At 50.8% G+C, this 12,873-nt stretch carries 10 protein-coding genes and 1 pseudogene; 4 read left to right on the forward strand and 7 right to left on the reverse strand.

The genetic code is table 11. The features are described 5' to 3' along the window. Genes DA718_RS06755 through speB form a run of 6 tightly spaced genes read right to left on the reverse strand, consistent with a single transcriptional unit; the run spans window position 1 to window position 5,986 of the window. On the reverse strand, window positions 1-729 hold the full coding sequence (locus tag DA718_RS06755; RefSeq protein WP_112216458.1) for a class II aldolase/adducin family protein: 729 nt from the start codon (window positions 727-729) through the stop codon (window positions 1-3). After that, entirely contained in the window at window positions 730-2,250 is a 1,521-nt protein-coding gene (locus DA718_RS06760; RefSeq protein WP_112216459.1) for an amino acid ABC transporter permease/ATP-binding protein, read from the reverse strand. It lies immediately after the preceding gene. A 24-nt stretch (window positions 2,251-2,274) separates the two neighbouring features. Then, window positions 2,275-3,078: an ABC transporter substrate-binding protein gene (locus DA718_RS06765; RefSeq protein ID WP_112216460.1), complete on the reverse strand. Its 804-nt coding sequence runs from the start codon at window positions 3,076-3,078 to the stop codon at window positions 2,275-2,277. Between the two features lie 9 nt (window positions 3,079-3,087). Further along, window positions 3,088-4,164 (reverse strand): isopenicillin N synthase family dioxygenase, encoded by a 1,077-nt coding sequence (locus DA718_RS06770; RefSeq protein ID WP_112216461.1) that lies wholly within the window; start codon window positions 4,162-4,164, stop codon window positions 3,088-3,090. A 12-nt stretch (window positions 4,165-4,176) separates the two neighbouring features. Beyond that, on the reverse strand, window positions 4,177-5,025 hold the full coding sequence (locus tag DA718_RS06775) for a sugar phosphate isomerase/epimerase family protein (RefSeq protein WP_112216462.1): 849 nt from the start codon (window positions 5,023-5,025) through the stop codon (window positions 4,177-4,179). A 10-nt stretch (window positions 5,026-5,035) separates the two neighbouring features. Then, complete coding sequence (speB, locus tag DA718_RS06780; RefSeq protein ID WP_112216463.1) at window positions 5,036-5,986, reverse strand: agmatinase; 951 nt, start codon at window positions 5,984-5,986, stop codon at window positions 5,036-5,038. A 115-nt stretch (window positions 5,987-6,101) separates the two neighbouring features. Between speB and DA718_RS06785 the strand changes: the two genes are divergently transcribed. The 3 genes from DA718_RS06785 (at window position 6,102) to DA718_RS06795 (ending at window position 9,685) form a co-directional block, all read left to right on the forward strand. Next, window positions 6,102-7,013, forward strand: coding sequence for a LysR family transcriptional regulator (locus DA718_RS06785; RefSeq protein WP_112216473.1), 912 nt, complete (start codon window positions 6,102-6,104; stop codon window positions 7,011-7,013). Window positions 7,014-7,307: 294 nt separating this feature from the next. Then, window positions 7,308-7,712, forward strand: a complete 405-nt coding sequence (locus DA718_RS06790; protein ID WP_112216464.1) for a hypothetical protein — start codon at window positions 7,308-7,310, stop codon at window positions 7,710-7,712. A 203-nt stretch (window positions 7,713-7,915) separates the two neighbouring features. Then, window positions 7,916-9,685, forward strand: a complete 1,770-nt coding sequence (locus tag DA718_RS06795; RefSeq protein WP_227015982.1) for a coiled-coil domain-containing protein — start codon at window positions 7,916-7,918, stop codon at window positions 9,683-9,685. Window positions 9,686-10,049: 364 nt separating this feature from the next. Here the strand turns inward: DA718_RS06795 and DA718_RS30625 are convergent. After that, window positions 10,050-10,212 (reverse strand): annotated as a pseudogene (locus tag DA718_RS30625) (integrase arm-type DNA-binding domain-containing protein); the annotation flags it as partial. Between the two features lie 752 nt (window positions 10,213-10,964). Between DA718_RS30625 and DA718_RS06810 the strand changes: the two are divergent. Continuing rightward, window positions 10,965-12,872 carry an ABC-three component system protein gene (locus DA718_RS06810; RefSeq protein ID WP_025107321.1) on the forward strand — a complete coding sequence of 636 codons (1,908 nt, stop codon included), beginning with the start codon at window positions 10,965-10,967 and terminating at the stop codon, window positions 12,870-12,872. The last annotated feature ends 1 nt before the right edge of the window (window position 12,873 follow it).

The following is a 12,873-nucleotide window of genomic DNA, read 5'->3' on the forward strand; positions in this document are numbered from 1 at the left end:
TTAGCTTTTATATGAAGTATCAAGACGATCGAGGCGGCGTAGCCACGCCTGCCACACCAGCTGGCGTTCATGTTCAACCCCCATGAGCTGCTCACAGGCGTGCTGGCTTAAATGCTCAGGGATCGTATGAATGGGGCTGAGCGGCGCCAGCTGCGCGGTGGCCATCTGGATCTCACAGGCACGGTTGAGGTAATACATGATGTAAAACGCATCGGCGACGGTCCGACCGACCGACAGCAGGCCGTGGCTTTGCAGGATCATGGCGATGTTAGTGCCGAGCGACTGCTGGATCCGTACGCGTTCATCGAGATCGAATGCTACGCCTTCATACGGGTGGTAGCCGACGCGCCGATAAAACTCGGTGCTGATCTGGTTAAGCTGCAGCAGCCCATCTTCACAGGCGGCGACCGCCATTCCCGGCAGGGTGTGGGTGTGGATCACGCAGTGGGCATCTTCGCGAGCCATATGTACCGCGCTGTGAATGGTAAAGCCTGCCGAGTTTGCCGGAGCGCTACCTTCGACAACCTTGCCCTGCATATCGACCACGATTAAGTTGCTGGCGGTCACTTCATCAAACATCATACCGAAGGGGTTAATCAAAAAACGCGGCTCGCCGTCGCCGGGCAGGCGCACGGAGAAGTGGGTATACAGCGTGTCTTCCCAGCCGAATAGCGCCGCCAGACGATAGGCGGCGGCCAGCTGCTGGCGTAGCTCCAGTTCAGTTGCCATTTATTGCACTCCCATAAATTCACGAATGCGGGTCAGGGACGGATCGGCGACATCGTTGCGAATGCGCTGCGGTGGCATATCGCTTTGCACCACGCCGTTTTCCATCATCACTACCCGGTCAGAAATCGATAAGGCAAAGTCCATCTCGTGAGTCACGATAATCATCGTCATCCCTTCACGGGCCAGGGACTGAATGACTTTCAGCACTTCGCCAACCAGCTCAGGATCCAGCGCTGATGTGGGTTCATCAAACAGCATAATGTCCGGTTTAAGCGCCAGAGCGCGGGCGATGGCCACGCGCTGTTGCTGGCCGCCGGAGAGCTGGTACGGGTATTTTTCGGCGTGAGCCAGCAGACCGACGCGGTCCAGTAGCCACAGCGCCTGCTCCCGGGCGACAGGGCGGTCGAGCAGCTTGTGATAGAGCGGGGCGAGCATCACGTTATCGAGCACCGTACGATGGGGAAACAGGTTGAAGCCCTGGAACACCATGCCGATGCGGCGCACGCCCGCGCGCATTTGCTGTTTATCAACAATGGATGCGCCTTTCAGATAATCCTCGCCGTAAAGAATGATTTCTCCGGCATCGATGCTTTCAAGGGCATTAATGGTGCGAATCAGGGTCGTTTTGCCGGACCCGGATGGGCCGATGATGCTGATCACCTCGCCATTTTCGACCTTCAGATCGATGCCTTTTAGCACGTGGTGCTGGCCCCAGGATTTTTCGATGGCGCGTAAATCCAGGGCCGGTGGGTTGCCGCTGGTAGGCTGCGATTTTTGCGCCTGCACCGGCGGTGTCAGATTCTGGCGCAGGGTTTCGCATTCGTTGTCATTGAGCGTCTGTGGGCGCTTGCGCTGGATATCCAGCAGGTTTTCCAGCGCCCGGAACAGCCAGGTAAAGACCGTGACCACCATGACGTAATAGACGGCGACCGCCAGCAGCGTCTCCATGACGAGGAAGTTCTGCGCGTACAGGCGCTGGCCCGTCAACAGCAGCTCCGGCAGTGAAATGACCGACAGAATCGAGCTGAGTTTAATGATGGTGATATATTCGTTTATCAGCGTAGGCAACGAAATACGAAACGCCTGCGGGATAATAATTAAGCGCTGAATACCGATAAAGCTAAAGCTTAATGCGTGCCCGGCTTCGCTTTGCCCTTTGGCGACGGAAAGCAGGCCGCCGCGATGGATCTCCGCCATATAGGCCGCTTCGGTTACCGTCATCGACACCAGTCCGGCAATAAACGGAATGCCGAGCAGCGGTTGGGTGGCCGGAAATAGCTGCGGTAAGTTATAGACAAAGACCAGTAATACCATCAGCGGTACGCTGCGGAAAAACCAAATATAGAGTTCGACGGGAACCTTTAGCCAGCGCGGGCCGGAGAGTTTGGCGCAGGCTAAAAGAAAACCTAATATCAGGCCAATAAACCAGGACAATGAACTGACGACAACAACGGTGACACATGCTTGCCAGAATGCCCCAACGCTAAATAATGAGAAAAAGTATCCCCAATCGAACTCCATACCGACTCCTGTTTCTTTATTGTATTAATTGATGCTTTCTAAGTTGTATTTCTTGATGATGGCGTCATATTTGCCGTTGGCTTTAAGGGTGGCTAACGTTGATTTAATGGCCTCGGCCAGTTCGGTATTGCCTTTGGCGACATAAATCCCCAGCGGTAACGGATAAACCAGACGGCTGGAGCTGATTGCCAGGCGACCGCGGCTTTTCTCAACGATAATTTGCGCCGCCGGGGCGATTTCTAACTGGGCATTGATGTTTTTCGACATCAGTGCCTGTGAGGCTTCTGGTGCCGTCGGGAATTCCTGAATGCTAATCGCCGGTTTGCCGTTTTTCAGACAATACTCGTCGGAGTGGGTTTTCAGACTGGAAACCCAGGCGGTACCCGCCTGCAGACCAACCTTCACGCCGCATAATTCATCTTCTGTTTTTGGCTGAATGGGGCTGTTTTTCAGCGCAATAATTGACGCGCCGGATAATGCGTAAGGGATGGCATCCGCCTGTTTCTGCCGCTCAGGAGTCACGTACATGCCGGAAATCACCGCATCGTATTTTTTACCAATGCCTAAAATCAGGCTGGTGAACTTCGTGTCAATAAGCTGCGGTTTGGCTTTCAGCTGTTCGGCGATCAGCGCCGCAAATTCTGGATCGATCCCCACGATATTGTTATTGCTGTCGTAAGACTCAAAAGGTGGATAGGTCACCTCCATCCCGACTTTGAATACGCCATCGGTCAGCAGCTCTGTGGCCTGGGTTAACGGTGAAAAACAAGCGGTGACGGCGATGGATAAAGCCACACGGCGCGAGATTTTTTTTAGCGTTTTTTTCATCATTTATCCTCACGGGTTATTAACGGATTTTTGCTGTGCTTGTTTTTTCAGATGACCAAAGGTGTTGGTGCCGCGGGCGCGTTCAGGGAGCTGGAGCTCGCCTCGGGTGACTTTTTCGCGCAGGTAGCGATAGGTCTGCAACGCCTGGCTCCACATATGCTCACCAATGCTCAGTTCTTGATACTCACTGGCTTCACCTGCCTCAAGGAAACCCGGCAGCGGGCGGATCAGCGTATGGTAGTCGCAGGCGAAAAACAGCGGGAATGAGTAGCGTTCCTGCGGCACCTTGCGTACGCGGTGTGCTGTTGCAACAAATGTGCCAGCGCTCAGGACTTCCAGCATGTCGCCGATATTAATCACGAAAGCTTCTTCTCCGGTCGCGTTCTTCAGCGGTGGAGCATCGATCCAGTCGCTATCTTCATTAAGCACTTCAAGGCCAGGTTGGTCGGCGAGCAGCAGGGTGAAGCACTCATAGTCGGTATGTGCACCAATACCGGGAACATCTTCGGCGCTGGCGTCAAAGGGGTAGTGGATCAGGCGCAGCTTCGAGGGCGGGCAGGTGACCATCGACTGGAAATAGCCTTCCGGCAGGCCAAGGGCGAGAGCGAAGGCGTCAAACAGGCGATGTCCGAGGGCGAACACCGCTTCATAGTAAGCCAGCACCCGGGATTTAAACTCCGGGATATCCGGCCATTCGTTGGCGCCAATCAACGGCGTTTTGGCGATAACGAAAGGGTGATCGTCGGCGGCCTGAAAGCCGATATCGAATGCTTCTTTATGATCGGGCTTGCCGGAGCCGTAGATCTCTTCCCCCTCGGGGACGTAGCCTTTATGACTTTTCGACTGACCGATGTAGTACGCCATCTTGCGCTCCATAGGCAGAGCGAAAATCTGTTTTGCAGCGTCGCGGATCCCGGCTATCAGTTCAGGCGCAATGCCGTGGCCGGTAATGTAGAAAAAACCAACCTCGCGGGCGGCCTGGCCGATAGTGTCGGCCACCGCCTGGCGCTTAGCGAGATCGTCGCAGGTCAGGTCGCTGATATCGATAGTCGGTAATTCAGTGAAAGAACTTTTTGCGGCGGTCATTTCTACCGTTCCTTATTGAGTGAGCGAAGTAAATTCAACAAAATGCTGCTGTTCATGCTGCGCCATCCAGGCGTTCAGCGACCATAAGTCGGCCACTGGAACGTTGGTAAACGGCAGGTGGTGCAGGTAGCCATCGGGGCCAAATTCCGGCGTGAGCGTGGTTTGCTGGTAGCCGCGCTGGCGCTGCGACTGCCAGATTTGCTGCCAGAAACGCTGTTGGAACTGCAAGGCCGCCTGATACTCCGGTGCTGCCGGATGCGGTACCTGCGGGCCCTGGTCATATCCGGCGCGGGCCTGAATATGGTGGACCCGGTCGATAAACGTGCTGAAGTCATCGCAGGGGTCATCCAGCAGGCGCTCGCTCACCACAATCCAGTGGCTGATATCGGCGGTAAAGCGCAGTTGCGGTAGCTGCTGGATAATCTCCAGCGTTAGCCACGGGCTATATAGCGACGTGGCGCGATGGGTTTCGAAACTGCAGGTCAGCTCATAATCGGCAGCCAGCTCATGAGCTTTACCGAGAAAATCGACCTGCTGCGCCAGCGGCCAGCGGTCGTTACCGGCCAGCAGGTTGACGAAGCGCGGATTGAGCGCTTTCGCTGCCGTAAAGCGTTCTTTTAACCGTTCCAGGTGCTGCTCTGGCGTTTCGGCCTGGGCAGGGATAACGCCGCCGCCGCTGAATACGATGGCGATATACTCAAGTGCCGACTCTTCGAGGCGCCGGGCCAGCGTCTGCTGATCTTCTACTGTGAGCGGCACCCGCGCTTCAATGCCGCAGCAGCCGACGCTTTTGAGTTCGCTAACCGTTTGCTGCCACGGGGAGGTGACGCCCCATAGCGTGCGAAAGACGTTGAGCTGCATGGTTTATCCTCTATTCGTATTTCACGCCGGGGAGAACGCAGAGCATCTCGTACAGCAGGTTGGCAGCCAGCTGCGAGGTGTTACCGCTGACGTCATAAGGTGGGGAGACCTCGACCAGGTCGCAGCCAATCAGGTTCAGGCCGCGGCAGCCGCGGACAATCTCCAGCGCCTGAATTGACGTCAGGCCGCCCACTTCCGGGGTCCCGGTTCCTGGCGCCCAGATCGGGTCGAGGCTATCGATATCAAAACTGAGATAAACCGGGCCATCGCCCATTTGCTGACGAACTTCGGCCATCAACGGTGCCAGAGACTTGTGCCAGCATTGCTCCGCCTGAACCAGACGAAAGCCCTGATCGACGCCCCACTGGAAGTCACCGGCGGCATAGCCCTGGGCGCGTTGGCCTATCTGGACAACGCGTTTGAGGTCCAGCAGGCCTTCTTCGACGGCGCGGCGGAAGGTGGTACCGTGAGCGATTTTTTCACCGAACATTTCATCGTTGGTATCGGTATGGGCATCGACATGAATCAGCCCAACCGGGCCATGCTTTTTGGTCAGGGCGCGCAGAATCGGCAGGGTGATGGTATGGTCGCCCCCCAGGGTCAGGGGGATCAGCGGAAAACTATTTAAACCAGTGTAGTAATCCTCGATGATCTGCACTGATTTGAGCAGACTGTAGGTGTTAATCGGTACATCGCCGATATCTGCCACCGACAGCGACTCAAAAGGCGCCGCGCCGGTTGCCATGTTGTACGGACGAATCATGACCGACTCGGTACGAATATAGCGCGGCCCGTAGCGTGTCCCGGAACGTTGGGAAGTCCCAATATCCAATGGGATGCCGACAAATGCTGCATCAAGCCCCTGTAAATCTTCGATAAATGGTAGGCGCATCATCGTTGCGCGACCGCCAAAGCGCGGCATTTCATTGCCACCTTGTGGTTGATGAAAGACGTTATCCATTTCAGCTCCTGAATCTGACAGACAAAACTCAACAGGAGGGATAGTGCGAAAGATGTGCTGGACTTTAAATCGTCTACCGCAAATACTTAGTTCATTTATTAGTGAACTAAACGCCATGCTGAACGACGCAACGCTTAACATTCGACAGCTACAGGTTTTTGAAGCGGTGGCCCGCCTTGAGAGCTATAACCGGGCCCAGCAGGAGCTGGGGATTTCTGTTTCCGCGATCAGCAATGCGATGTCGCAGCTGGAGGGACAACTTGGTTTTAGCCTGTGCCAGCGCGGGCGCGGCGGCTTTGCTCTGACCGAGAAAGGGCAGCATTTTTTACAGCAAGCGATCCGCGTGCTGAGCGAACTAAACGAGCTGGAGCGGCAGTCGGCGCTGCTGAAGGGTGAGCACAGCGGGACGATTTGTATCTCAACCCTCGACTCCATCGAAACCGAAACCGCACTATCGCTGCCGGTGGTGCTGCGCAGCTTTAGCGATAAGTTTCCTCATGTGCATATCAAACTGATTATCCGTACCCCAGCGGAACAGCTTAATGGCGTACTGAATAACCATATCGATCTCGCCATCGGTAGCTATAACTCGCGGGTGCATAACATCATCAGCGAACCGCTTTACCGGGAGCAGCACTGGCTCTACTGCAGCGATCTGCATCCGATGTTCTTCAGCCGGCAATTGGACAAAGACCTGATTAGCCAGTGTCCGCTGGTGACGCGTAGCTACTGGAATACCAGCGATCTCAGGCGGCGCGGGTTCAGTAAGGGCAGCGCTACGGTTGAGACCGTTGATGCGCAGCTGCTGCTGATTTTGTCCGGAAAATATATCGGTTATCTTCCTGAACACTATGCCTGGCCGTGGATTAAAGAGAATCGCCTGCGGGTGCTGTTGCCCAATGAGTTTGGCTTTCAATCACCTTTCTCGGCGATATGCAAACGTGGGCGCAGTAATGAACCCTACTTGAAGGAGTTCCGTAATCTCCTGAAGAAGAATACGGTGGCCAGACCGAAGTGGAGTGAGTAACGTATGGGGCTCTTTAGAAAGATCCTGGTCTAATTTGTTTTGCGAAATTGCCGATTTATATCAGGAATAAAAAAGATAATCCGCTATTTCGTCTTTGCCTTTAAGAAAGTTATTGGATGTAAATATCGCATTGTACCAGGATTATTCCTATCTCTTTTGTGGTTAAAAAATAATCAAATTGTGTGTTTTATCCGAATTGGTATTAAATTCGACTAATAGCATTGTCTATTGAAATTTTTTCTGCTGGAATCGATTGATATATTTTTGAATTATTTTATCTAACGGATTATGAAAATGATAAGAAATAGCTTATTTATGTTAGTCTGCATTTCGGTTGGCCTGTTGCAGGGGTGTGCTAATATAAAAAAAACAGATAGTGCATTAATAAAAAAGGAAGTTAGTCAAAACGAACAGCCCGCCCAGGTTCCTGCTTTACAGCAATGTATCCAGGATGCGGATGCTCTGGTTAAGCTAGATAGTAAGTTTCAGAAGGACTCAAGTGAGCTGTATGGTTTGATCAGCGATGCCAAGTTTTATGCTTCTGTTTCAGGCCAAACGTCGGCCAGCGTAAAATCAACAATTACTCCGCTTTTTGAATATAAGATCAACGATAAGTGTAATAGCATTTCCCAGAAATTAATTAAAGAATTTGAAGCCCGGGCAAGAAAAGCTGAACTTAGCAATGGGCTGGCCAGATGACATACCGCAAGGGGAAACTGAATGTATACGATCTTAGCACTCTGGCGATTGTATTGGCTCTCTCTACCCTTTTTGTTGTTCTCCCTGCTCATTCTGAGGGGGGAGATTTCCTTGATAGTATATCGAAACTCGAAATAAAAAATCCGTCGGCCTCAGAAGAACCAACTTCGGTTAATCAAGAGAAAGATAATCGCAGTAAAAAAGTGCCTCTGAAGCAGGAAACAGCCAGAAAGAAAATAAATCAGAATAATAAAACTGAAGCTTCGATAAATGCCCTTAAGAAACAGAATGCAGAACTGAGCGCTGCGGCGAAAGCGGCTGAGAAAAAACGGGATGAAACGACGCGTGAGCTGTCTGCACAGATCGCGGTGCTGAAAGCACAGATTGGGCCACAAGACAGCGCCCAGAAAACCAGTCTTGACGCCTTGACGAAAAAGAATGCCGAGCTGACCGCTGCCGTCGAGGCCGCGCAGAAAAAGTTGGATGACACGACTCGCACGCTGTCGGTGCAGATTGCTGCGCTAAAAACGCAGAGTGCTCTAAGAGCACAGAATGCGCAAAGTGAAAATGGACAGAAAAATACCATCAGCGCGTTGACGAAAAAGAATGCTGAGTTGAGTGTGGTTGCTGATGCAGCGCAGAAAAAGCTGGATGAGACTACCCGCACGCTGTCGGCGCAGATTAACGCGCTGAAAACGCAGAATTCACAGGGTGAAAGTCAGCAGAAAGTCGCCCTTGAGGCGCTGACGAAAAAGAACGCCGAGCTGACCGCCGCCGCCGAGGCTGCGCAGAAAAAGCTGGATGAGACTACCCGCACGCTATCGGCGCAGATTGCCGCGCTGAAAACGCAGAATTCACAGGGTGAAAGTCAGCAGAAAGTCGCCCTTGTGGCGCTGACGAAAAAGAACGCCGAGCTGACCGCCGCCGCTGAGGCTGCGCAGAAAAAGCTGGATGAGACTACCCGCACGCTGTCGGCACAGATTGCCGCGCTGAAAACGCAGAATTCACAGGGTGAAAGTCAGCAGAAAGTCGCCCTTGAAGCGCTGACGAAAAAGAACGCCGAGCTGACCGCCGCCGCCGAGGCTGCGCAGAAAAAGCTGGATGAGACAACCCACACGCTGTCGGCGCAGATTGCCGCGCTGAAAACGCAGAATTCACAGGGTGAAAGTCAGCAGAAAGTCGCCCTTGAGGCGCTGACGAAAAAGAATGCCGAGCTGACCGCCGCCGCCGAGGCTGCGCAGAAAACGAGGGATAACACCACCCACTTGCTGTCGGCACAGATTACTGCTGCAGATACGGCGCAGAAAAAATATGATGCTTCGATATTTGCTTTAAACGAAAAAAATAAAAAATTACAGTCGACGCTTGATAGCTTATCTATAAAAGAAAAGGTTATAAATCTTGCTGATAAAAGTAATAAAAATGCCTATGCACTAGGCGTTTTCTACCTCACTCAGGCGCTATCAGATGTGAATAAAATGGCCGACAATGATGTGAAGCTGACACCCTCAGCGTTGGTTTCAGGGTTTAATGATGCTTACAATAAAAAAATTAAAATTAAAGAAGATGAAATAGAGACTATCGTTAATACTCTTAACGATCAAATGTCATCAAGGTATGTTGATATCGAAAAAAGAATCATGGCCAAAATTAAAGGTAAGAAATATGAAATCTTGCCTAATGGTGTTTATTTCGTTATTGAGAAAAAAGGGAAGGTCCAGTACAAAGTTAACGAGTCTTTGTCTATGAATATACTGGAGAAAAAACTTGATGGTACGCCTATATTGAATACTATGAATTCAACGTTTGTGAACAATAAAGATATTGATCCTCTTATAGGCAAAGTCTTGTCATCAGGTCTCAAGGGTGGGATTGTCACGCTCTATGGTCAGGCAGGATCGCTATATAGTACTCCCCCTACCGAGATTAACCCAGACACGCTGATCTCAATTACTTTTGAGTTACAGCCTTAGGTTATTAATAGTAGATTGAGTGAAGAGACATTTTTATATTTTCTTTTCGATGTCTTGTCGCTGCACTGGTGAAAGTCCTTCAAATCGAAGACGATCTTAATTCGTTTTCTCGATGTTGATAAAGATTAGCGCTGAAACGGTATTTAATGCATAGCTGGCTGATTATCTCAGGTACCAGACAAATGCCTTCAGGAAAGCGCAAATGTTCGTAATAACGGCCAGTCAAAAATAGTGGCTTGCGTGAAGGGGAGTCGAACTGAACACGCCGTGCGATCGATAAAGTACCTGCTAACCTTCGCCGTTTAAAAAGCATCCGATGTATAGCACGGGACTATAAAGCAGAACTGGCCGGAGCCGACATTCGTCTTCGTGAGCTTACAGGACTAATGTAGCGAAACTGCCAGATTTTACTACCGCTGGATTTGATGGGCAGCGTCAACCTGTCATCATCCTGGCTGGTAATCGGTATCTTTAGATTTTGCGGCTTTGATTTCCGAATCCGTTAGCGGCTTGGTTCGTCTTGCCATGGGGTGTCTCCATGCGTTTAGGTCCAACGAAAACAATAGTTCTTTTCGTTGGGCCTATCAATGGGCCTAAAAAGTTCAGATTAAATTAGTTTGCTTGAGATTTTTCGGGATAAATTGAAGGTACAAAAAAGCCCGCAGGGCTTGCGCCGTGCGGGCTCTTAGGACTTCATCGGATGACTCTGGTAATCACCGATGGAGAATTTTGGGCTGGCGGAGTCTGAATTGGTGCCGTAATTTGTTGAAGTATATGATCTAAATTATAATTCAACTTTGTGATGGTGCCTAATGTGGTGCCTAAAAGTATTTTTACCTTTTTTGCCCAGTAAAGATATGGGTTGTGGGAAAAAGACTGGTACACCTTAAGTTCTGGTTTCCTTCATAGCTCGTCTGGCTTTTAAACTGTCTACCAGTTCACACTGATTTTGGGTCGTCATGGATTTTCTCCGTCAATAAAAAGCGCCAGCGGCGATAGCAGGCGTATGGGGGATAGATCAACAAGGGGCATAACACGCTCGCCCACTTGCAGGCTAAATCGCAAAGGGGCGTGTGTGCACGCGACCACATCGCTAACTGGTACGCTACTCAATTTATATGTCATCAAGAGGTTATCAGCGCTGTAAGCCACAAAGAATCATAAAAAAACGTTTATTTCTTACTGCAAGATGAAATCAAGCTCTCTATAAAACCCTTGCTAATTCAGTTAGCATATCCGATATTTTTTCAGGGCAGAAAATGCAATAAGGAAAATCTGAATGCTCAGAAGGTTCCGGTTAGAGCGGAAGTCTGACTACGAAAAGCTGGTGATAGCTCAACTTCTGGCGGACATGCTTGAGAAATTCTTAAGTGGAAGGCTGTCGCCTCTGTCGATTGGTGCTGAACAAGGTGGCATTGACGAGTGGGACGATGTGGTAATTATGCACACCACAGACCACTATGAGCATTTACAGATCAAACGCCAGTCAACTGACTTTTGTACCAAAGATCCTGATAAAGCTGTACAACTCGCTAAAAAACCCAGAAAGGGTTCCTCACCCACCTCTCCAGCTAATTCCGTTTTAGACTCGGCGTTTTCCAGTCTTGCCAGAATCGCGAAAGCGGGAAAACTTGATGAATCTCCCAACCGTGAGTTCAGACTCACCCTCGTGGGTCTGCACCTTCAGATAAAAGATAATTTTACAGTTAATCATTTAGAAGAAGTCTCTGATCTTTGTCGCCAAACAGGACTCAGTGTAGAGGAGTTAGCTAAGCGTCAGGATGGCCCAACCACGAGGGCTTATCAATGGCTAACAACCTGGTGCGGATTCGAAGACTGGAACCAAATACGAAATGTCCTTCGCCGGGTTCAAATCAGTTGTATCGGTAACGATGCGGCATTAAAAGATCGGACAATTCACACGCTTGGCCGTTACTTCAGCGATCCGAATCGTACACTGGACCGTTTAATTACCTATATCGCGGCAGAAACATCTGACGTAGCAGCCTTGGGATGCCATGACGTCGTCCAGGAACTGCGAAGTGAACTGCGCCCTGATTTTGAAACTTGGGTGCAGTATCAGTTAAGCGATGGTTCTACTATGACTAGTAAAACTTGGTCATTAGCCGGAACGCTTGATCTTGCCGGTCCAACAGAAAGGTCCGCAAAAGGAGTCGTTGAGCACATGTGGAGCCGTGAGCCCGGTAACCGCAAGCTCAGAGTGTATGCCAATTACTCCCCCCCAGCAGGCGATAATCTGACTCTTCTTTCTGCCATTGTGCGTATGGCTTTGCATTTACCCCAAGGCAGTCAGGGGCTGATGTTAGGTGAACCAGCGTGGCGCAGTAGCGTTGGTCATGAAATTGGACACACACTTGGCTGTGCAGAACATGACTTCAGTGACCTGCCTTGGCTTGAAAATGCCGAACGCCTATCGTGTGCACAGGATTATGAATTCAAGACATTAAGTGCTGCTCGAGGTGAAGCTGAAGCGCTTGCTAAAGCCATGGACGACGTGCTGTGGCAACGCCTTCTCCAAGGGGTTTCAGAAAAACTTGGCTTAATCTCAGATTTGGCGCTAGCAGATGCGATGGAGACGGTTTGGCAGTCATGGCTGAGCGGGTTCTCAGCTGCACCTGAAAACCGCCGAAAATTCATGGAGCAGCTTCTCTATCCGAAAACTGAGAGAAAAAATGAAAAGCATGCGCTTCGCCTGGGCCTTCGTACTTTAAATCTTCTTGTTACCGCTGTTGAAACCTTATTACTGGTTGCAGTGGGTTTGCCTGAGGGCAGTAATAACTGGGAATCTTTTCAGGAAGGTGGCCCAGTATTGAGCATTGCTCTTAAGTACTGGTCTGGTCCTGCGGGTGGTTTTTCGGGAGTACGTGAGCTTTCTGATGATCCGTTAATAGACGTTATTGGCCCTAATCCGGATCCCATCGTTATCTTATCGGGTGTGAGTACATCCCCATCAGAATTATTGAATATAGGAATGGCTGACGACGCAGAGACCGCGACCAGTATGGCCGCGGAGCGTCAACCTCACCTGCTCATCACGCGGTCTGGTATGTTTCGTCATTTACATAACGGAACACTTGACTCCGTACGCCAACATTTCACTAAGCAGTGGCAAGATCGAAAGCTCGCTCGTGATTTGGCCATTGAGAAGAATGCGAAGGGATCCTGAA

Origin of the sequence: Klebsiella huaxiensis, assembly GCF_003261575.2 — a bacterium.
GTDB classification, from domain to species: domain Bacteria; phylum Pseudomonadota; class Gammaproteobacteria; order Enterobacterales; family Enterobacteriaceae; genus Klebsiella; species Klebsiella huaxiensis.